Source organism: Reyranella sp., assembly GCF_965279625.1.
Taxonomy (GTDB): Bacteria; Pseudomonadota; Alphaproteobacteria; order Reyranellales; family Reyranellaceae; genus Reyranella.
The window spans coordinates 1,207,978-1,227,157 of record NZ_OZ257251.1 but is presented as its reverse complement, the minus strand read 5'-3'; the positions used below and the strand labels follow the sequence as shown (position 1 = coordinate 1,227,157).

Genomic DNA, 19,180 nt, shown 5'->3' with positions numbered 1-19,180 from the left:
CGAAGCGCGCTCAGGCGCGCTTCTCGACCATCGACCAGGCGAGATCGGCCATCGCGCGGGCGCGGTTGCCGTACTTCGTGGCCGTCTCCGACGAGGCATTGCCGTCGAGGCCGCGCTTGTAGACGCCCTGCACGATGGCGGCGAGACGAAACAGGGAAAAGGCGAGGTAGAAGGTCCAGGCCGGCACCTCTTTGCGGCCGGTGCGGCGCGCATAGGCGGCGAGATATTCCTGCTCGGTCGGAATGCCGAAAGCCTTCAGGTCCTGGCCGGCATAGCCGCCGGAAGCGCCGAAGCCCTCGCCGAAATGATACATCATGCAATTGTAGCCGAGGTCGGCCAGCGGATGGCCGAGCGTCGAAAGCTCCCAGTCGAGCACGGCGATCACGCGAGGCTCCGTCGGATGCACGATCGTATTGCCGAGGCGATAGTCGCCATGGTTGATGCGCGTCTCGTCGCCCGGCGGGATGTTCTCCGGAAGCCACTTCTTCAGCGCTTCCATCGATGCGATCTCTTCGGTGCGGGCGAGATCGTACTGGCTCGACCAGCGCGCGAGCTGGCGCTGGATGTACTGGCCCTCGCGGCCGTAGTCGCCGAGGCCGACGGCGCGATAGTCGACATTGTGCAGACGTGCCAGCACGTCGTTCATCGAATCGAAGATCTTGCCGCGATCGGCGGGCGAGACGCCCGGCATCCGCACGTCGGCGAAGACCCGGCCGGGCAGGAACTGCATGATGTAGAACGTGGTGCCGATTACCGAATCGTCCTGGCAGAGCGCGTAGGGCTTGGGCACCGGCACGTCGGTATGGTCGGCCAGCGCCTTGATGACGCGATACTCGCGGTCGACCTGGTGGGCCGAGGGCAGCAGCTTGCCCGGCGGCTTCTTGCGAAGCACGTACATGTTGCCGCCGGCGTCGGTGAGGTGAAAAGTCGGGTTGCTCTGCCCGCCCTCGAACTGGAGGATGCTGATCGGGCCGCGATAGCCCTCGACATTGGCCTTCATGTAATCGGCGAGCCTGGCTTCGTCGAAAACGTGAGCGGCGCGGACGGGCGTGAGATTGTCGGGCAGGGTGGACATGGGACTGTTCTAGAACCGTGGCTTCGAGATTTCGAGACGCGTTTGCGATCGGGTCCGCAGGGCGGTCACATCGAGACGTTCAGTTGATGTTGCGCTGGCGGCCTTCCCAGTAGGGCTTGCGCAGCTCTCGTTTCAGGAGTTTGCCGGTCGGATTGCGGGGCAGGGCGTCGATGAAATCGACCGACTTGGGCAGCTTGTAGCCGGCGATGCGGCCGCGCGCCCAGCTGATCAGGTCGGCCGGCGTCGCGTCGGCGCCGGGCTTGCGCACCACGATGGCCTTCACGGCTTCGCCCCAGCGCTGGTCGGGGACGCCGATCACCGCGACGTCGGCCACGGCAGGATGGCCGAACAGCGCGCTCTCGACCTCGGCCGGGTAGATGTTCTCGCCGCCGGACACGATCATGTCCTTCACGCGGTCATGGATGAACAGATAGCCCTTTTCGTCGAGAAAGCCCGCGTCGCCGGTGAAGAACCAGTCGCCGTGGATGGCGCGCCGGGTGGCATCGGGCAGCCGCCAGTAGCCGGCCATCACCTGCGGCGACCGGACGGCGATCTCGCCGACCGTGCCGGCAGCCACGTCCGCGCCGGCTTCGTCCACGATGCGCAACTCCACGCCGACCTGGGCATAGCCGCAGGACAGCAGTTTTTGCGCGTCCGACGGGTCGTGATCCTCGGGCGGCAGCAGGGTGATGGCGCCGGTCGTCTCGGTCAGGCCATAGACCTGCTGGAAGCCGCAGCCGAAGATCGACAAGGCCTGCTTCAGCAGTTCGCCCGGGATCGGTGCCGCGCCATAGACGATCAGGCGCAGGCTCGACAGGTCGGTTTCTCGGATCTGCGGCGCCTGTACCAGGAACAGGATCATGGCCGGCACCAGCAGCATCACCTCGATACGGTCGCGCTCGATGATCTCGAGCACCCGTGCGGGGATGAATTCCCTTACGACATGGTTTGTCGCGCCGGCGAAGAGGCCGGCGATGGCCCAGCCCGCGCCGCCGATATGGAACATCGGCAGACAGACGATGTTCTGGGTCCCGGGCTCCAGGAGCCAGCTGCGCGTCCATTGCTCGAACATGAAGGCGAAGTTGGCATTGGTGAGTTCGGCGCCCTTCGGCAGGCCGGTGGTGCCGCTGGTATAGAACTGCACCGCAGTGTCCTGGGGCCGGGCAGGCAGGCGGGGGTCGGCGTCCGGGTGCCGGTCGCGCCATTCGCCGAAGGCCTCCCAATCGCCGTGGCGCGTCCCCAGGGTCACGATCCTGCGGACGGTCTTCAACTGGTCGCGGATCGCCTCGACGACGGGGAAGTACTCCTCGCCGACGAACAACATCTCGGCCTCGGCGTCATTGACGATCTGGAGGACCTCGGGCGCGGCCAGGCGCCAGTTCACCGAGACCATCACGGCGCCGGCCTTGGCGACACCGAACAGCAACTGGAAGAACAGGTCGCTGCTCTTGTCGAGATGAGCGACGCGGACCTGCGGCTTGATGCCTTCGGCGATGAGGCCGCTGGCGATCCGGCTCGAGGCACGATCGAGCCCACCGTAGGTCGTCGGCCGGCCTTCATAGACGACTGCCACCGTGTCCGCACGCGCGGCGCCATGGACGCGCACGATGTCGGCCAGGCCGACCATCTCGATGCTCATAGGACGCTTCCCCTGCAGTATTGGCCCGTCCTCGCAGCGGCCGGGCAGCGTCATCCTTCGGTGATTTTGAAGTGAATTCAAGAGCTTGATGGCCTAGTGTCGACCGCGGCGTAAGAGGCGGTTCCGAGGGGCATCATGGGCAAGCGGATTCTGGTCACCGGCGGGGCGGGCTTCCTTGGCTCGCATCTCTGCGAGCGCCTGCTCGAGGCCGGCCACGACGTGCTCTGCGTCGACAACTACTTCACCGGCAGCAAGGCCAACGTGTTGGCCTGTCTCGACAATCCGCGCTTCGAACTGATGCGGCACGACGTGACCTTTCCGCTCTATGTCGAGGTCGACGAGATCTACAATCTCGCCTGCCCGGCCTCGCCGGTCCACTACCAGCACGATCCGGTGCAGACGACCAAGACCAGCGTCCATGGCGCCATCAACATGCTGGGGCTGGCCAAGCGGGTGCGTGCCAAGATTTTCCAGGCCTCGACCAGCGAGGTGTATGGCGACCCGACCGTGCACCCGCAGGTCGAGAGCTACCGCGGCAACGTCAATCCGCTGGGCCCGCGCGCCTGCTACGACGAGGGCAAGCGCTGCGCGGAGACTCTGTTCTTCGACTACCACCGCCAGCACAGACTTCGCATCAAGGTGGCGCGCATCTTCAACACCTACGGACCGCGCATGCACCCGAACGACGGGCGCGTGGTGTCGAACTTCATCGTGCAGGCGCTGAAGGGGGAAGACATCACGATCTACGGCGATGGCATGCAGACCCGGGCCTTCTGCTACGTCGACGACCTGCTCGACGGCTGGCTGCGCCTGATGGACCATACGCCTGACGATTTCACCGGGCCGGTCAACATCGGCAACCCGGTCGAGATGCCGATCCGGCACCTGGCCGAGAAGATCCTCGAAAAAGTCGGGGGCAAGAGCAAGCTCGTGTTCGAGCCGCTGCCGGTCGACGATCCCATGCAGCGCTGCCCCGACATCACCCTGGCGCGCGAGATGTTGAAGTGGGAGCCGAAGGTTCCCCTCGACGACGGACTGACGAAGACGATTGCCTTCTTCGACGAGCTGCTGAAGAGCAACAGGGGCCTGAGCGGTATCGGACGTTAGCCCCAATGCAAAGCGCCGCGAAGGTTCCTTCGCGGCGCGTTCGAGGTCTGGATATTCGCGGAAGCCTACTGCGCCGCGAGGGCCTGCTTCGGAAGGGCGTTGACGACCGATTCCTTGCCCGAGGTCATCTCGTCGTAGATCCACTTGTAGGTCTTCTCCATCCCGTCCTCGAGACGGATGGAAGGAGCCCAGTTCATCACCTTCTTGATCAGCGTATTGTCGCTGTTGCGGCCGCGCACGCCCTTCGGCGCGTCGAGCTTGTAGCTGCGCTTCAGCTTGATGCCCGCGATCTTCTCGACCATGTCGACCAGCGTGTTGATGCTCACCAGTTCGTCGCTGCCGATGTTCAGCGGCTCTATGATGTCGCTCTCCGCGAGCTTGATCGTGCCCTCGGTACAGTCGTCGATGTACATGAACGAACGGGTCTGCTCGCCGTCACCCCAGATCTCGATCTCGTGCTTGCCCGAGAGCTTGGCGGCGATGACCTTGCGGCACATGGCGGCCGGGGCCTTCTCGCGGCCGCCGTCATAGGTGCCTTGCGGCCCATAGACGTTGTGGTACCGCGCCACGCGGGTAGCGATGCCGTAATCCTCGCGATAGTGACGGGCCATGCGCTCGCTGAACAGCTTCTCCCAACCGTAGCCGTCCTCCGGCAGGGCGGGGTAGGCGTCTTCTTCCTTCAGCGCCGTGACGTTGGCTTCGGTCTGCTTGTCGCCGTTGTAGACGCAGGCCGAGGACGAATAGAAGAAGCGCGGCACACCGGCTTCCTTGGCGGCGACCAGCATGTGGGTGCTGACGAGCACCGACAGCATGCATTCGGCCTTGTGGGTCTCGATGAAGCCCATGCCCCCCATGTCGGCGGCGAGGTTGTAGATCATTGCGGCGCCCTTGGCGGCCTTGCGGCAGGGCTCGAGCAGGGCGAGATCGCCCACTTGGTTCTCGACGCCCGGCGTCTTCTGGTACCATTCCTCGAGCGGCTTCACATCGACTGCGCGAATCTTGGTGTGCCCGCGCTGCTGCAGGACCTTCACAAGGTGGCCCCCGATAAAGCCACCGGCGCCGGTCACGACGACGAGATCATTCTTGGACATGCACGAAAGCCTTTCGATCGAAGCGAGGGGTTTTATCCGACTTGTCAACGACTTGCGAGGGTTGCGACGCGCCTCGGTCGAGCACGCGATCGGGGCCCCGGGGACAGAGGGAGCCGCTCGAGGCTGTCCGTTTGATAGGAAGTGTCGGCCTCGTCAAGCCGTCGGCGAGTCGCACGGTTCGTGCGTGAGGATTGACGAAGCGCGGCGTATTGGAGGCGCGGAGCCGTGAAAATGATGGTCCCTCGCGAGAATTGGCCTATACGAAACCACCGGGCGCAATGACCTCCTGATGATCGACATCGCTGCATGACCTACATTCTCGGGCTTAACGCCTATCACGCCGACGCGGCCGCCTGCCTGGTTAAGGATGGTGAACTGGTCGCAGCGGTCGAAGAGGAGCGGTTTCGCCGCATCAAGCACTGGGGCGGCTTTCCCAGCGAATCGATCCGCTATTGCCTGGGTGAAGCAGGCATTTCGCTGGCCGATGTCGACCATGTCGCGGTCAACAGCGACAATACCGCCAACCGCTGGCGCAAGCTCGCCTTCGCGCTGACGTCGGGTGTCAGCCTCAATTACGTGATGAGCCGCCTGCGCAATCGCGGCGAGCGCGCCGACATCGCGGGCAACCTCAAGCGCCATCTTCCGGAGCAGGAGTTCCGCGGAACGGCGCACACGGTCGAGCACCATCTCTGCCATCTCGCTTCGGCCTTCCTGGTCTCGCCCTACGAAAGGGCCGTGGCGGTTTCGGTCGACGGTTTCGGCGATTTTTCTTCTGCGGCCTGGGGCCTGGGCGAGGGTGGAACCCTGTCGGTCGACGGCCGAGTCTACTTTCCGCATTCTCTCGGCGTCTTCTACGAGGCGATGACCCAGTTCATCGGCTTTCCGCACTACGGCGACGAGTACAAGGTCATGGGCCTCGCGCCCTACGGCCAGCCGACCTATGTCGAGCAGATGAAGGAGATCGTCCGCCTGCGGAACGACGGTACCTTCGCACTCGCCCTGCGCTACTTCCGGCATGCCTCGGGCGAGGGTGCGAACTATCAGGTCAAGGACGGCATCCCGTCGGGCGGCCGCCTGTGGAGCGATGAGCTCGTGAAGCTGCTCGGGCCGGCGCGCGACCCGGAGGCCCCACTCGAGGACAAGCACCGCGACATCGCGCGCTCGGCCCAGGTCACCTACGAAAACGCCTTCTTCAACCTGCTGAACGCGCTGCATGCCCGCTACGGTGCCGACGCCGTCGTGCTGGCGGGCGGCTGTGCCTACAACTCGGTGGCCAACGGCAAGATCCTGGAGCGCTCGCCATTCAAGAAGCTCTACGTCCAGTCGGCAGGCGGGGACGCCGGCGGAGCGATCGGGGCCGCCTTCGCGACCTGGCACAAGACCGGCGGGCCGTCCGCCAGGCGCCATTTCGTGATGGATCACGCTTATTGGGGGCCGTCGGCGACCCCGGACGAGATCGCGGCCGCCATCGCCCGGCGCCGGGCCGATTTCGACGCGGCGGGCTGCCGCATCGAGCGCATTGCCGACGAAGCGACGCTATGCCGGCATACCGCCCAGGCGATCTCCGAAGGCAAGGTGATCGGGTGGTTCCAGGGGCGCCTGGAGTGGGGGCCGCGGGCGCTCGGCAACCGTTCGATCCTGGGCGATCCGCGTCGCGCCGACATGAAGGACATCCTCAACCTCAAGATCAAGCGACGGGAATCCTTCCGGCCCTTCGCGCCGTCGATCCTGCGCGAGGCGGTGCCGGCCTGGTTCGAGACCGACGACGACGTGCCCTTCATGATGCAGGTGTTCCGCATCCGAGAGGAAAAGCGCAAGGAGATCCCGGCCGTGACCCACGTAGACGGGACCGGCCGCCTCCAGACCGTGACCTGGGCGGGCAACCCGCGCTACGCGCGGCTGATCACGGCCTTCCGCGACCTCACCGGCGTGCCGATCGTGCTGAACACCAGTTTCAACGAGAACGAGCCGGTCGTCTGCAAGCCCGAGGAGGCGATCGACTGCTTCCTCCGCACGAAGATGGATGTCCTCGTGCTCGGCGACACGCTTATTCAGCGCTGACCGTGCAATTGGTCTATCCTGCTCCGGGAGCATTCGAGCGGGGGACGAGATAGTGCGTGTACTGGTGGCTGGGGGGGCGGGCTATATCGGCTCTCATACATGCAAGGCGCTCGCCCGCGCAGGCCACCTCCCGATCGCCTACGACAACCTGCACACCGGCCATGCCTGGGCGGTGAAATGGGGACCGCTGGTCCAGGGCGACATCGGCGATCCCGTCGCGCTCGCCGCTGCGATCCGCGAGCATCGGCCTGACGCGGTCATCAACTTTGCCGCGCTCGCCTATGTCGGCGAGTCGATGGCTGAACCGGTGCGTTACTATCGGACCAACGTTGCCGGCATGATCACGCTGATCGAGGTCATGCGGGCGCACGACGTGGGCTCGATCGTGTTCAGCAGCAGTTGCGCGACCTACGGCGTGCCCGATGCCTTGCCGGTGGTCGAGGGCACATGCCAGCGGCCAATCAACACCTATGGCCGCACCAAGCTGATGGGCGAGCAGATCCTGCGCGATGCCTGTGCCGCCCACGGTCTGGGCGCCATCGCGCTGCGCTACTTCAACGCCGGTGGCGCCGATCCCGAGGGCGAACTGGGCGAGGAGCACGATCCGGAGACGCACATCATCCCGCTGCTGCTGCAGGCCGCGCAGGGCACCCGGCCGGACATCTCGATCTTCGGTACCGACTACGACACGCCGGACGGCACCTGCGTGCGCGATTACGTGCACGTGACCGACCTTGCGGCGGCGCATGTCGCGGCGGTGACGCGGTGCAAGGCCGGCACATTCCAGGCGTACAATCTGGGGGGCGGGCAAGGCGCGAGCATTGGCGAGCTGATCGCGCGTACAAAAGTTCTCACCGGCCGCGAGATTCGAACCGTTCGAGCCGCGCGCCGTGCGGGCGATCCGCCGGTGCTGGTGGCCGACGTCTCGCTGGCCCGGCAGGCGCTCGACTGGAAACCGGCGCATTCGGCGATCGACGACATCATCGGCAGCGCCTGGACATGGATGACGGACAGTCGCGGGCGGGCGATGCGGGCCGGGGCCCGATAGGTTCGCCGCGCATGGACCGCGACACCATCACGCCGCTGCTGATCACCTTCAACGAAATCCAGAACATCGAACGGACGTTGTCGAAGCTCGACTGGGCCAGACGCATCGTCGTGATCGACAGCGGCAGTACCGACGGCACGCTCGACGTGCTGGCCGGGAATCCGCGTGTGGAAATTGTCCACCGGCCGTTCGACAGCTTCGCCCAACAGTGCAATTTCGGGCTGACACAGATCCGCACGGGCTGGGTCCTGTCGCTCGACGCCGATTACGAACTGAGCGACGGCTTGATTTCCGAGCTGGCGCGCCTCCAGCCGGAGCCGCGGGACGCGGGCTACAAGGCGGCATTCGTCTATCGGATCCACGGCCGTCCGCTGCGGGGGACGCTCTATCCGCCGCGCACCGTGCTCTATCGCGTCGAGGGAGCGCACTACGAGAACGAGGGCCACGGTCACCGCATCCGCCTGCAGGGCCGGATTTCAGCCCTCGCCGGCGCGATCTATCACGACGACCGCAAGCCGCTGTCGCGCTGGTTGGGGTCGCAGCTCAAATATGCCGCCCGAGAGGCGCAGCACCTTCTCGAAAGCCCGCGCGAGCGGCTGGGCCGGGCCGACAAAATCCGCCTATTGGGTTGGCCCGCGCCGATCCTGGTGCTGGGTTACGTTCTGTTCGCCAAGGGGGCCGTGCTCGACGGAAAGGCCGGCTGGTTCTACGCCTTCCAGCGCCTGCTGGCAGAAGTCCTGCTCGCTCTGGAACTGCTGGATCGCCGCCTGACCGACGCGGCGAAATGAAGGCTGGTGCCGGGTGAGGGGATCGAACCCCCGACCTTCGGTTTACAAAACCGCTGCACTACCGCTGTGCTAACCCGGCCCTAGGCCTGCCTTCGACGGATAGATAACCGAACTCCGCGAATGTCGCATCACTTCGGTCGCTGACGGGCCCATTCGTAGGCCGCGACCGCGGCGGCGTTCGAGACGTTGAGGGCCGAGAGGGCGTCGCTGGTGGGAATCGTCACCAGCCGGTCGCACTTCTCCGCCGTCAGCCGGCGCAGTCCTTCGCCTTCGGCGCCCAGCACGATGCAGGTGCGGCCCTTGAGATCGAGGTCGCCGATGCGCGTGTCGCCGCTTTCGGCCAGCCCGTAGGTCCAGAAACCCGCTTCCTTGAGCTGGTCCAGGGCGCGGGCGAGGTTCACGGCGCGCACCAGCGGTACGATCTCCAGTGCTCCGGAGGCGGCCTTGGCCAGGGTGCCGGTGTCGGAGGGGGTATGGCGGTCGGTGACGATCACGCCGGCCGCCCCGAAGGCCGCCGCGGAGCGCAGGATGGCGCCGACATTGTGCGGGTCGCTCACCTGATCGAGCGCCAGGACCAGGGCGTTGTCGCCGCAGCGGGCCAGGATGTCTTCCATCCCGGGATCGTCCAGGGGCGCCACCATGGCCGCGATGCCCTGGTGGACGGAGCCGTTGGGCAGCCGCTGGTTCAGGTCCTCGCGCGACGTGATGGTCATGGCCGTCTTGCCGATCTCGGCGGCATGGGTGTCGGCCATTTCCTTTGTGACGAACACGCGCTCGATACGCCGGTCGGGATTGGCGAGGGCGGCGAGCACGGCGTGACGGCCAAAAATCCATATGGATTGGTTGCCGGTGCGGGACTGACGGTGGGGACGATTGGGGCGGGGGCGCATGGTGAGCCTTGTATGGCGCGGAGCGGATGGGGGCAAATCCTGCCTCTTCGTGGGATTTGGACTTGACGCAACCCATTGGATTTGCGAGCAACGCGCGCCCGTTGATAGCGGGCCGAACAGGCTATATCTCGCGCATGCGCCGCAGGTTCGGAGGGGTGGCCGAGCGGTCAATGGCAGCAGACTGTAAATCTGCCGACTTCGCGTCTACGAAGGTTCGAATCCTTCCCCCTCCACCAACGGATCATAGCGCGAGATTGGCTTGTTTGGGTGTAGCGGGTGTAGCTCAATGGTAGAGCAGAAGCCTTCCAAGCTTACGACGAGGGTTCGATTCCCTTCACCCGCTCCAGGTTTGGCTTAAGTCGGCCAGTTAAGTTCGGTCTGTGTAGAAGCTGAAGCATCACGAGGGTCGCGACACCATGTCGAAGGCAAAGTTTGAGCGGAACAAGCCGCACTGCAACATCGGAACGATCGGTCACGTCGATCATGGCAAGACGTCGCTGACGGCTGCGATCACGAAGATCCTGGCGAAGACGGGTGGCGCGACGTTCACGGCCTACGACCAGATCGACAAGGCTCCGGAAGAGCGCGAGCGCGGCATCACGATCTCGACGGCGCATGTCGAGTACGAGACGGCGAACCGTCACTACGCGCACGTGGACTGCCCGGGCCATGCCGACTACGTGAAGAACATGATCACGGGTGCGGCGCAGATGGACGGCGCGATCCTGGTGGTTTCGGCGGCCGACGGCCCGATGCCGCAAACGCGCGAGCACATCCTGCTGGCGCGCCAGGTGGGCGTTCCGGCGCTGGTGGTGTTCATGAACAAGTGCGACATGGTCGACGATCCGGAGCTTCTGGACCTGGTCGAGCTGGAAGTGCGCGAGCTGCTGAAGAGCTACCAGTTCCCGGGCGACGACCTTCCGGTGGTGCGTGGCTCGGCGCTGATGGCGCTGGAAGACAAGAACCCCGAGCTGGGCGAGCAGGCGGTTCTGAAGCTGATGGAAGAGGTCGACAAGTACATTCCGCAGCCTGCGCGCGACAAGGACAAGCCGTTCCTGATGCCGATCGAGGACGTGTTCTCGATCTCGGGCCGCGGCACGGTGGTGACGGGTCGCGTCGAGCGCGGCATCGTGAAGGTCGGCGAGGAAGTCGAGATCGTGGGCCTGAAGGCCACGACGAAGACGACGGTTACGGGCGTCGAGATGTTCCGCAAGCTGCTGGACTCGGGCGAGGCGGGCGACAATATCGGTGCGCTGCTGCGCGGCGTGGGCCGTGAGGACGTGGAGCGCGGGCAGGTTCTGTCGAAGCCGGGCGCGATCACGCCGCACACGAACTTCGAGGCGGAAGCGTACATCCTGACGAAGGAAGAGGGCGGCCGTCACACGCCGTTCTTCACGAACTACCGGCCGCAGTTCTACTTCCGGACGACGGACGTGACGGGCGTGGTGACGCTGCCGGAAGGCACGGAGATGGTGATGCCGGGCGACAATGCGCGGCTGGTGGTCGAGCTGATCCAGCCGATCGCCATGGACGAGGGCCTGCGCTTCGCCATCCGCGAGGGCGGACGCACCGTCGGCGCCGGCGTCGTCACCAAAGTCGTAAAGTAGTGCTATAGAGGATCGCCGCCGGCACCAATCCGGCGGTGATGGTCTGCAGGAGTGTAGCTCAGTTGGTAGAGCATCGGTCTCCAAAACCGAGGGTCGGGGGTTCGAGCCCCTCCGCTCCTGCCATTTTTTGAAGATTGGCGATCATGACGACAAAGAATCCTCTCGAATTCGCCCGCGAGGTCCGCGCCGAGGTGGCCCGGGTCACCTGGCCGACGCGGCGCGAAACCATGATCACCACCAGCATGGTGTTCATCTTTGTCGTCATCTCGTCGCTGTTCTTTTTGGTGGCCGACAAGGTCATTGGCTTCGTCGTGAAGCTTCTCCTCGGGGTTTCCTGACATGGCTCATCGCTGGTACGTCGTTCACGCCTATTCGGGCTTCGAGAACAAGGTCGCTCAGTCGATCCGTGAACAGGCCGGAAAGAAGGGCCTGGACGATGAAATCACCGAGGTCATCGTTCCGACCGAGGAAGTCGTGGAAGTCCGCCGCGGCAGCAAGGTCAACACCGAGCGCAAGTTCTTCCCGGGCTATGTGCTCGTGAAAATGGACCTGACGGACGACTCCTGGCATCTGGTCAAGAACACGGCCAAGGTCACGGGCTTCCTGGGCGGTGGTGGCCGCGGCAAGCCGGTACCGATCTCCGAGGCCGAAGCCAGCCGTATTCTGAAGCAGGTTCAGGAGGGCGTGGAGCGTCCCAAGCCCGCCGTCAGCTTCGAGATCGGCGAACAGGTCAAGGTGGCGGACGGTCCGTTTGCCTCTTTCAACGGCACTGTCGAGGATGTGGACGAGGAACGGGCACGCCTCAAGGTCGCCGTCTCGATCTTCGGCCGGTCGACCCCGGTCGAACTCGACTACGCACAGGTGGAAAAGATCTGATTCGTCCCCATATAGGGGGACAAAATCGGGGTTGTGGCGGGCGATCTTATTTGGTAGATCGCGCGCCCTTGGGAGGGCTGGCCGTGCGCCGGCCTTTTCTCATGAGGTGGGTTGAGCCAAAAATCCTTACGGATCAAGGGCTTGACCATTTTCTGGTGCGGGAGGCCTGCCATGGCCGGACCGCGCCGCCCACAGAAAGGGGCATGCATGGCTAAAAAGATCCAAGCCTACGTCAAGCTGCAAGTGCCGGCTGGCAAGGCCAATCCGTCTCCGCCGATCGGGCCTGCGCTCGGTCAGCAGGGCGTCAACATCATGGAATTCTGCAAGCAGTTCAACGCCAAGACGCAGAAGATGGAACCGGGCATGCCGATCCCGGTGGTCATCACCGTGTTCCAGGACCGCAGCTTCACCTTCGTCACCAAGACGCCGCCGGTGACTTACTTCCTGAAGAAGGCGGCCGGAATTGAGTCGGGCGCCAAGACGGTCGGTACGCAGATCGTCGGCAAGGTGACGACGAAGCAGGTTCGCGAGATCGCCGAGCAGAAGATGCCCGATCTCAACTGCGATACCGTCGAGTCGGCGATGGCCCAGGTGGTGGGCTCGGCCCGCTCGATGGGCCTCCAGGTGGTGGAGTAGGACCATGGCCCAGGGCAAGCGTTACAAGACGGCGTCCGCCACGGTCGACCGCGAGAAGATGTACCCGCTCGAAGAGGCGGTGAAGATCGTCAAGGCGAACGCCAAGGCGAAGTTCGACGAGACCATCGAGGTCGCGATGAACCTCGGCATCGATCCGCGCCACGCCGACCAGGCGGTTCGCGGCATGATCGAACTGCCGAACGGCACCGGCAAGTCCGTGCGCGTGGCGGTGTTCGCCCGTGGCCCGAAGGCCGAGGAAGCCAAGGCTGCCGGTGCGGATATCGTCGGCGCCGAAGACCTCGCCGAGAAGATCAACGCTGGCGAGATGAATTTCGAGCGCTGCATCGCCACGCCGGACATGATGGGCATCGTCGGCCGACTCGGTAAGGTGCTGGGCCCGCGCGGCCTGATGCCGAACCCGAAGCTCGGCACCGTGACGCAGGACGTGGCCGCCGCCGTCAAGGCCGCCAAGGCCGGCTCGATCGAGTTCCGCGCCGAGAAGGCTGGCATTGTTCATGCTGGTGTCGGCAAGGCCTCGTTCAGCGAGGAGGCGATCACCGCCAACGTGAAGGCCCTGATTTCGGCCATCAACCGGGCCAAGCCCAGCGGCGCCAAGGGCACTTTCATCAAGAAGGTGTCTCTGAGTTCGACGATGGGTCCGGGCATCAAGCTCGACCCGGCTACCGCGCTCAACTGAGCCGCGGTCGCAGATTTTTAGAGATTTCGCTGAGGGCCGCGAGGCCCGCAGCGGAAGGAGCGAAGAGGCCGCAAGGCTTTAAGCTCCACCTGTCCGAGACCACCGGTACCGGGCCCTTCGGGGCAAGGTGTAAAGGGGAAACCCGCCAGTGCAGACGGGGGCAAGGGAATCGACGCTGCACCTCAAGGTGCGCGCACGTGCCCGAACTTCCGGGGCAGGCGAACCGGACCGCAAGGTCTCCGTGTCGCGCTAACCCGCTAACGGAGGCTGCGCAGTCTGTAACGCAGCCGGTCCGATCCGGATCCTCCGGGTTGGACCATAGTTGGAGAAAGCCGTGAATCGTTCGGAAAAGGCCGAAGCGATCGTCGAGCTGAACCAGATCTTCAAGGACGCCAACCTGATGGTGGTTACCCGCCAGTCAGGTTTGACCGTCCAGGAAGTGACGGACCTGCGTCGCAAGATCAGGGCAGCCGGCGCAAGCTACAAGGTCACGAAGAATCGGCTCACGCTGCGTGCCCTCGAGGGCACGCCCTTCACGGCGCTCGGCCCCATGTTTACGGGACCGACCGCCATCGCCTATTCCAAGGATCCGGTCGCAGCGGCGAAAGTCGTCGCGGCCTATGCCAAGGGCAACGAAAAGCTGACCATCGTCGGCGGTTCTCTGGATGGTGAGACATTGGACGTCGAAGGCGTCCAGGCTCTCGCCACCCTGCCGTCTCTCGATGCTCTGCGCGGCAAGATCATCGGTCTTCTGCAGGCCCCGGCGACGAAGGTCGCTGGCGTGCTCGTGGCGCCCGCCGGTCAGCTGGCTCGTGTGTTCGGGGCTTATGGAGCCAAGGAAGACGACGCGAAGGCAGCGTAAGTCTTTATCAAATCGACATCACGTTTATCGAAGTTCGGGTTACAGGAGACTAAAATGGCTAATCTCGAGAAGTTGGTCGAAGAGTTGTCGGCCCTGACGGTCCTCGAGGCCGCTCAGCTCAGCAAGCTGCTGGAAGAGAAGTGGGGCGTCAGCGCCGCCGCTCCGGTCGCGGTCGCCGCGGCCGCTGGCGCCGCTGCTGCTCCGGTTGAAGTGAAGGACGAGTTCACCGTCGTTCTCGCCGCCGCCGGCGACAAGAAGATCAACGTCATCAAGGCTGTCCGCGAGATCACCGGTCTCGGCCTCAAGGAAGCCAAGGACCTGGTCGAAGCCGCGCCGAAGGCGGTCAAGGAAGGCGTGCCGAAGGCCGATGCCGAGAAGCTCAAGGCGAAGCTCGAGGCCGAAGGCGCCAAGGTCGAGCTCAAGTAGTAAATTTTACCGGCCGGGCCGGCTTCCTTCGGGAGGCCGGCCCGTTCGGGCCTCTTCTCCGAACGGACTTCCCTGTGGGGTCCGTTCCGACAAGTGGCCCTCTGCAACGGATGGGGCGAACGGCTGGCGGGCCGGGAGCTCCGAGAAAGCAGCGGGTGTTTATCACCGCCCTTGAACCTTCGAGGACGCAGGATGGCCACGGCCTTCAACACGCGCAAACGGATTCGTCGTTTCTTCGGCCACATCGAATCGGTGGCGCCGATGCCGAACCTCATCGAGGTTCAGAAGAGCTCGTACGAGAGCTTCCTTCAGCGCGTCACGCCGGCACCCAAGCGCACGCAGTCGGGGCTTCAGGAAGTCTTCCGCGGCGTGTTCCCGATCAAGGACTTCGCCGAGCGCGCCAGCCTGGAATTCGTGAAGTACGAGTTCGAGGAGCCCAAGTACGACGTCGAGGAATGCCAGCAGCGCGGCATCACCTATGCCGCTCCGCTCAAGGTCACGCTGCAGCTCGTGGTGTGGGACATCGACGAGGAAGCCGGCTCGCGCTCGATCCGCGATATCAAGGAGCAGGAAGTCTACATGGGCGACATGCCGCTCATGACCGACAACGGCACCTTCATCGTGAACGGCACGGAGCGCGTGATCGTCTCGCAGATGCACCGTTCGCCGGGCGTCTTCTTCGATCATGACAAGGGCAAGACCCACAGCTCGGGCAAGTACCTGTTCGCCGCCCGCATCATTCCCTATCGCGGTTCGTGGCTCGACTTCGAGTTCGACGCCAAGGACCTGATCCACGTCCGCATCGACCGTCGCCGCAAGATCCCGGTGACGACGCTGCTGCTGGCGCTGGACAACGACGCCACCTGGAAGAAGCGCACGGCCGCGATTGCCAAGGGCCAGACGCTCGACCCGTCCGAGGCCCAGGGCCTGTCGCCGGAGGAGATCCTGTCGGCGTTCTACGGTCAGGTCGTCTATACGCGCGACAAGGACGGCTGGAACACGCCGTTCGACTCCGAGTCGATGCGCGGCGTGAAGCTGACGCACGACCTGGTGAACGGGAAGACCGGCAAGTCCGTCGCCGAGGCTGGCACCAAGATGACGCCGCGCCTGCTCAACAAGCTCAAGGAAGCCGGCCTGACTGAAGTCCGCGTTTCGGCCGAGGAGCTGATCGGCCGCTACGCCGCGCTCGACGTCATCAACGAAAAGACGGGCGAGATCTACGTCGAAGCCGGCCAGGAAATCACCGAGGCCGTGCTCGAGATGTTCGACGAGAACGGGATCGACCTGCTGCCGACCCTGGCCATCGACCACGTCAATGTTGGCCCCTACATCCGCAATACGCTGGCCGCCGACAAGAACTCGAACCGCGAAGAAGCGCTGCTCGACATCTACCGCGTCATGCGTCCGGGCGAGCCGCCGACGCTCGAGCAGGCCGAGACCCTGTTCCAGGGCCTGCTGTTCGACATCGACCGCTACGACCTGTCGCCGGTCGGCCGCGTGAAGATGAACATGCGCCTCGATTTCGAGAACGTGCCCGACACGCAGCGCACGCTGCGGCGTGAGGACATTCTCGCGGTCGTCAAGGTCCTGCACGGGCTGAAGGACGGGCGGGGCGAGATCGACGACATCGACCATCTCGGCAACCGCCGCGTCCGCTCGGTCGGTGAGCTGATGGAGAACCAGTATCGTGTCGGCCTGCTGCGCATGGAGCGGGCGATCCGCGAGCGCATGAGCTCGATCGACATCGACACGGTGATGCCGCACGACCTCATCAACGCCAAGCCGGCGGCGGCTGCGGTGCGCGAGTTCTTCGGTTCCTCGCAGCTCTCGCAGTTCATGGACCAGACCAACCCGCTGTCGGAAGTCACCCACAAGCGTCGTCTCTCGGCGCTTGGACCGGGCGGTCTGACCCGCGAGCGCGCCGGCTTCGAGGTGCGCGACGTGCATCCGACGCACTATGGCCGCATCTGCCCGATCGAGACGCCGGAAGGCCCGAACATCGGCCTGATCAACTCGCTGGCGACCTATGCCCGCGTGAACCAGTACGGCTTCATCGAGAGCCCGTACCGCAAGGTTTCGGGCGGTCACGTGACCGACGAGGTCGTCTATCTTTCCGCGATGGAGGAGGGCCGCTATACGGTCGCCCAGGCCAACGCCGAGATCGACGCCAAGGGCAAGTTCGTGTCGGAGCTGGTGCAGTGCCGCAAGGGCGGCGAGTACATCCTCGGCCGGCCGGAGACGATCGATTTCGTCGACGTCTCGCCCAAGCAGATCGTGTCGGTCGCCGCGGCGCTGATCCCGTTCCTCGAGAACGACGACGCCAACCGCGCGCTGATGGGCTCGAACATGCAGCGCCAGGCGGTGCCGCTCATCCAGGCCGAATCGCCGCTGGTCGGTACCGGCATGGAAGAGGTGGTGGCCCGCGACTCGGGCGTCGCCATCTCGGCGCGTCGCACCGGCATCGTCGACCAGGTGGACGCGATGCGTATCGTGGTGCGCGCGACGGACGATGTCGGCCCGAACCGGCCGGCGGTCGACATCTACAATCTGCTGAAGTTCCAGCGTTCCAACCAGAGCACCTGCATCACCCAGAAGCCGCTCGTCAGGGTCGGCGACCATGTGAAGAAGGGTGACATCGTGGCCGACGGACCGTCGACGCAGAACGGCGAGCTCGCGCTCGGCCGCAACGTGCTCGTCGCGTTCATGCCGTGGAATGGCTACAACTTCGAGGACTCGATCCTCCTCTCCGAGCGCATCGTGCGCGATGACGTCTTCACCTCGATCCACATCGAGGAGTTCGAGGTCATGGCCCGCGACACCAAGCTCGGCCAGGAAGAGATCAGCCGCGACATCCCGAACGTCGGCGAGGAGGCTCTCAAGAACCTCGACGAGGCGGGCATCGTCTATATCGGCGCCGAGGTGAAGGCGGGCGACATCCTGGTCGGCAAGGTGACGCCCAAGGGCGAGAGCCCGATGACTCCGGAAGAGAAGCTGCTGCGGGCCATCTTCGGCGAGAAGGCCGCGGACGTGCGCGACACGTCGCTGAAGGTGCCGCCGGGCGTCGAAGGCACCGTCGTCGAGGTCCGCGTCTTCAATCGCCGCGGCGTCGACAAGGACGAGCGCGCGCTGGCCATCGAGCGTGACGAGATCGAGCGTCTCGCCAAGGACCGTGACGACGAAAAGGCCATCCTCGAGCGCAGCTTCTACAGCCAGCTCCAGGAAATGCTGATGAACCAGGTGGTCGCCGGTGGCCTCAAGGGCCTGAAGCCGGGCACCAAGATCGCCGACAACGTGCTGGGCGAGTACACGCCTGGCCAGTGGCGCCAGATCGCCGTCAAGGCGGACAAGAAGCAGGCCGAGATCGAGGCGTTGAACAAGCAGTTCGACGAGTCGATGAAGCGCCTGCAGGACCGGTTCGACAGCAAGGTCGACAAGCTGCAGCGCGGCGACGAGCTGCCGCCGGGCGTGATGAAGATGGTCAAGGTCTTCGTCGCAACCAAGCGCAAGCTGCAGCCGGGCGACAAAATGGCCGGCCGTCACGGCAACAAGGGCGTCATCTCGCGCATCATGCCGCTCGAGGACATGCCGTACCTAGAGGAGGGCGGCCCGGTCGACATCGTGCTCAACCCGCTCGGCGTGCCGTCGCGCATGAACGTCGGTCAGATCCTCGAGACCCATCTCGGGTGGGCCGCGTCGGGTCTCGGCAAGAAGATCGGCAAGATGCTCGAGGACGCCCGCGAGGTGTCGGTGGTCCAGATCAAGAAGCAGCTGCGCGAGATTTATGGCGAGAAGAGCTTCAAGGCCGACATCGCCGATCTCAGCGACGAGCAGACGATCGAGCTCGCCCGCAACCTGAGCAAGGGCGTGCCCTTTGCGTCGCCGGTGTTCGACGGCGCGCACGAGCCCGACATCGTCGAGATGCTGGAGATGGCCGGTCTCGACCGGTCCGGCCAGGTCACCCTGGTCGACGGCCGCACCGGCGAGCCGTTCGACCGCAAGGTGACCGTCGGCTACATCTACATGCTGAAGCTGCACCATCTCGTGGACGACAAGATCCACGCGCGTTCGATCGGACCGTACAGCCTGGTCACCCAGCAGCCGCTGGGCGGCAAGGCGCAGTTCGGCGGACAGCGCTTCGGCGAGATGGAAGTGTGGGCGCTGGAGGCCTACGGCGCCGCCTACACGCTGCAGGAGATCCTCACCGTCAAGTCGGACGACGTGGCCGGCCGCACCAAGGTCTACGAGGCCATCGTGCGCGGCGACGACACGTTCGAGGCGGGCATCCCCGAATCCTTCAACGTGCTGGTCAAGGAGCTGCGCTCCCTCGGCCTCAACGTCGAATTGAACCAGTCGATCACCTGAGGGTGATCGGCCTCC

16 protein-coding genes and 4 tRNA genes are annotated in these 19,180 nt (G+C 64.7%); 15 read left to right on the top strand and 5 right to left on the bottom strand.

The window, feature by feature from the left end; all coding sequences use genetic code 11:
- Positions 1-10: 10 nt before the first annotated feature.
- Together ACQY78_RS05915 and ACQY78_RS05910 are read right to left on the bottom strand one after the other, a co-directional pair.
- Positions 11-1,075 (bottom strand): phosphotransferase, encoded by a 1,065-nt coding sequence (locus ACQY78_RS05915; protein WP_428683644.1) that lies wholly within the window; start codon positions 1,073-1,075, stop codon positions 11-13.
- 79 nt (positions 1,076-1,154) lie between these two features.
- Positions 1,155-2,714: a fatty acid--CoA ligase gene (locus tag ACQY78_RS05910; protein WP_428683642.1), complete on the bottom strand. Its 1,560-nt coding sequence runs from the start codon at positions 2,712-2,714 to the stop codon at positions 1,155-1,157.
- A gap of 135 nt (positions 2,715-2,849) precedes the next feature.
- Here ACQY78_RS05910 and ACQY78_RS05905 point away from each other — a divergent pair, with 135 nt between their 5' ends.
- Entirely contained in the window at positions 2,850-3,821 is a 972-nt protein-coding gene (locus ACQY78_RS05905; protein ID WP_428683640.1) for a UDP-glucuronic acid decarboxylase family protein, read from the top strand.
- A 65-nt stretch (positions 3,822-3,886) separates the two neighbouring features.
- Here ACQY78_RS05905 and ACQY78_RS05900 read toward each other — a convergent pair whose 3' ends face one another.
- Positions 3,887-4,912 (bottom strand): NAD-dependent epimerase/dehydratase family protein, encoded by a 1,026-nt coding sequence (locus ACQY78_RS05900; RefSeq protein WP_428683638.1) that lies wholly within the window; start codon positions 4,910-4,912, stop codon positions 3,887-3,889.
- 306 nt (positions 4,913-5,218) lie between these two features.
- Here ACQY78_RS05900 and ACQY78_RS05895 point away from each other — a divergent pair, with 306 nt between their 5' ends.
- From ACQY78_RS05895 to ACQY78_RS05885, 3 genes are read left to right on the top strand one after another with little or no spacing between them, the layout of a single operon-like run.
- Positions 5,219-6,973, top strand: a complete 1,755-nt coding sequence (locus ACQY78_RS05895; protein ID WP_428683636.1) for a carbamoyltransferase family protein — start codon at positions 5,219-5,221, stop codon at positions 6,971-6,973.
- 52 nt (positions 6,974-7,025) lie between these two features.
- The gene (galE, locus tag ACQY78_RS05890) at positions 7,026-8,021 is read left to right on the top strand and encodes a UDP-glucose 4-epimerase GalE (RefSeq protein WP_428683634.1); all 996 of its coding nucleotides are present in this window, start codon (positions 7,026-7,028) and stop codon (positions 8,019-8,021) included.
- An 11-nt stretch (positions 8,022-8,032) separates the two neighbouring features.
- Positions 8,033-8,809 carry a glycosyltransferase family 2 protein gene (locus tag ACQY78_RS05885; RefSeq protein WP_428683632.1) on the top strand — a complete coding sequence of 259 codons (777 nt, stop codon included), beginning with the start codon at positions 8,033-8,035 and terminating at the stop codon, positions 8,807-8,809.
- Between the two features lie 4 nt (positions 8,810-8,813).
- Here ACQY78_RS05885 and ACQY78_RS05880 read toward each other — a convergent pair.
- Together ACQY78_RS05880 and rlmB are read right to left on the bottom strand one after the other, a co-directional pair.
- A tRNA-Thr gene (locus tag ACQY78_RS05880) sits at positions 8,814-8,888 on the bottom strand.
- Between the two features lie 49 nt (positions 8,889-8,937).
- A complete protein-coding gene (gene rlmB / locus ACQY78_RS05875) occupies positions 8,938-9,699 on the bottom strand; it encodes a 23S rRNA (guanosine(2251)-2'-O)-methyltransferase RlmB (RefSeq protein ID WP_428683630.1) in 762 nt (253 codons plus the stop codon).
- Positions 9,700-9,848: 149 nt separating this feature from the next.
- Between rlmB and ACQY78_RS05870 the strand changes: the two genes are divergently transcribed.
- The 11 genes from ACQY78_RS05870 to rpoB all read left to right on the top strand — a co-directional run bounded on the left by ACQY78_RS05870 (position 9,849) and on the right by rpoB (position 19,165).
- A tRNA-Tyr gene (locus ACQY78_RS05870) sits at positions 9,849-9,935 on the top strand.
- Positions 9,936-9,971: 36 nt separating this feature from the next.
- Positions 9,972-10,045 (top strand) — tRNA-Gly (locus ACQY78_RS05865).
- Between the two features lie 70 nt (positions 10,046-10,115).
- Entirely contained in the window at positions 10,116-11,306 is a 1,191-nt protein-coding gene (tuf, locus tag ACQY78_RS05860; RefSeq protein ID WP_428683612.1) for an elongation factor Tu, read from the top strand.
- 47 nt (positions 11,307-11,353) lie between these two features.
- Positions 11,354-11,429: transfer RNA gene (locus tag ACQY78_RS05855), tRNA-Trp, on the top strand.
- A gap of 20 nt (positions 11,430-11,449) precedes the next feature.
- Positions 11,450-11,644 (top strand): preprotein translocase subunit SecE, encoded by a 195-nt coding sequence (gene secE, locus ACQY78_RS05850; RefSeq protein ID WP_428683628.1) that lies wholly within the window; start codon positions 11,450-11,452, stop codon positions 11,642-11,644.
- A gap of 1 nt (position 11,645) precedes the next feature.
- Entirely contained in the window at positions 11,646-12,182 is a 537-nt protein-coding gene (gene nusG, locus ACQY78_RS05845; RefSeq protein WP_425065016.1) for a transcription termination/antitermination protein NusG, read from the top strand.
- A 207-nt stretch (positions 12,183-12,389) separates the two neighbouring features.
- Positions 12,390-12,818 carry a 50S ribosomal protein L11 gene (rplK, locus tag ACQY78_RS05840; protein ID WP_428683625.1) on the top strand — a complete coding sequence of 143 codons (429 nt, stop codon included), beginning with the start codon at positions 12,390-12,392 and terminating at the stop codon, positions 12,816-12,818.
- A 4-nt stretch (positions 12,819-12,822) separates the two neighbouring features.
- Complete coding sequence (gene rplA / locus ACQY78_RS05835; protein ID WP_428683623.1) at positions 12,823-13,515, top strand: 50S ribosomal protein L1; 693 nt, start codon at positions 12,823-12,825, stop codon at positions 13,513-13,515.
- Positions 13,516-13,849: 334 nt separating this feature from the next.
- On the top strand, positions 13,850-14,377 hold the full coding sequence (gene rplJ / locus ACQY78_RS05830) for a 50S ribosomal protein L10 (RefSeq protein WP_428683621.1): 528 nt from the start codon (positions 13,850-13,852) through the stop codon (positions 14,375-14,377).
- Positions 14,378-14,431: 54 nt separating this feature from the next.
- Complete coding sequence (gene rplL, locus ACQY78_RS05825; RefSeq protein WP_422012790.1) at positions 14,432-14,803, top strand: 50S ribosomal protein L7/L12; 372 nt, start codon at positions 14,432-14,434, stop codon at positions 14,801-14,803.
- Positions 14,804-14,995: 192 nt separating this feature from the next.
- Positions 14,996-19,165 carry a DNA-directed RNA polymerase subunit beta gene (gene rpoB / locus ACQY78_RS05820; protein ID WP_428683619.1) on the top strand — a complete coding sequence of 1,390 codons (4,170 nt, stop codon included), beginning with the start codon at positions 14,996-14,998 and terminating at the stop codon, positions 19,163-19,165.
- Positions 19,166-19,180: the final 15 nt, after the last annotated feature.

Bases quoted from the DNA above. Each gene is read 5' to 3' on its own strand.
- ACQY78_RS05885 (WP_428683632.1), top strand. From the start codon at position 8,033: ATGGACCGCGACACCATCACGCCGCTGCTGATCACCTTCAACGAAATC.
- secE (WP_428683628.1), top strand. From the start codon at position 11,450: ATGACGACAAAGAATCCTCTCGAATTCGCCCGCGAGGTCCGCGCCGAG.
- ACQY78_RS05910 (WP_428683642.1), bottom strand. From the start codon at position 2,714: ATGAGCATCGAGATGGTCGGCCTGGCCGACATCGTGCGCGTCCATGGC.
- rpoB (WP_428683619.1), top strand. From the start codon at position 14,996: ATGGCCACGGCCTTCAACACGCGCAAACGGATTCGTCGTTTCTTCGGC.
- ACQY78_RS05905 (WP_428683640.1), top strand. From the start codon at position 2,850: ATGGGCAAGCGGATTCTGGTCACCGGCGGGGCGGGCTTCCTTGGCTCG.
- nusG (WP_425065016.1), top strand. From the start codon at position 11,646: ATGGCTCATCGCTGGTACGTCGTTCACGCCTATTCGGGCTTCGAGAAC.
- rplK (WP_428683625.1), top strand. From the start codon at position 12,390: ATGGCTAAAAAGATCCAAGCCTACGTCAAGCTGCAAGTGCCGGCTGGC.
- tuf (WP_428683612.1), top strand. From the start codon at position 10,116: ATGTCGAAGGCAAAGTTTGAGCGGAACAAGCCGCACTGCAACATCGGA.
- rplL (WP_422012790.1), top strand. From the start codon at position 14,432: ATGGCTAATCTCGAGAAGTTGGTCGAAGAGTTGTCGGCCCTGACGGTC.
- rlmB (WP_428683630.1), bottom strand. From the start codon at position 9,699: ATGCGCCCCCGCCCCAATCGTCCCCACCGTCAGTCCCGCACCGGCAAC.
- ACQY78_RS05900 (WP_428683638.1), bottom strand. From the start codon at position 4,912: ATGTCCAAGAATGATCTCGTCGTCGTGACCGGCGCCGGTGGCTTTATC.
- ACQY78_RS05915 (WP_428683644.1), bottom strand. From the start codon at position 1,075: ATGTCCACCCTGCCCGACAATCTCACGCCCGTCCGCGCCGCTCACGTT.
- rplA (WP_428683623.1), top strand. From the start codon at position 12,823: ATGGCCCAGGGCAAGCGTTACAAGACGGCGTCCGCCACGGTCGACCGC.
- ACQY78_RS05895 (WP_428683636.1), top strand. From the start codon at position 5,219: ATGACCTACATTCTCGGGCTTAACGCCTATCACGCCGACGCGGCCGCC.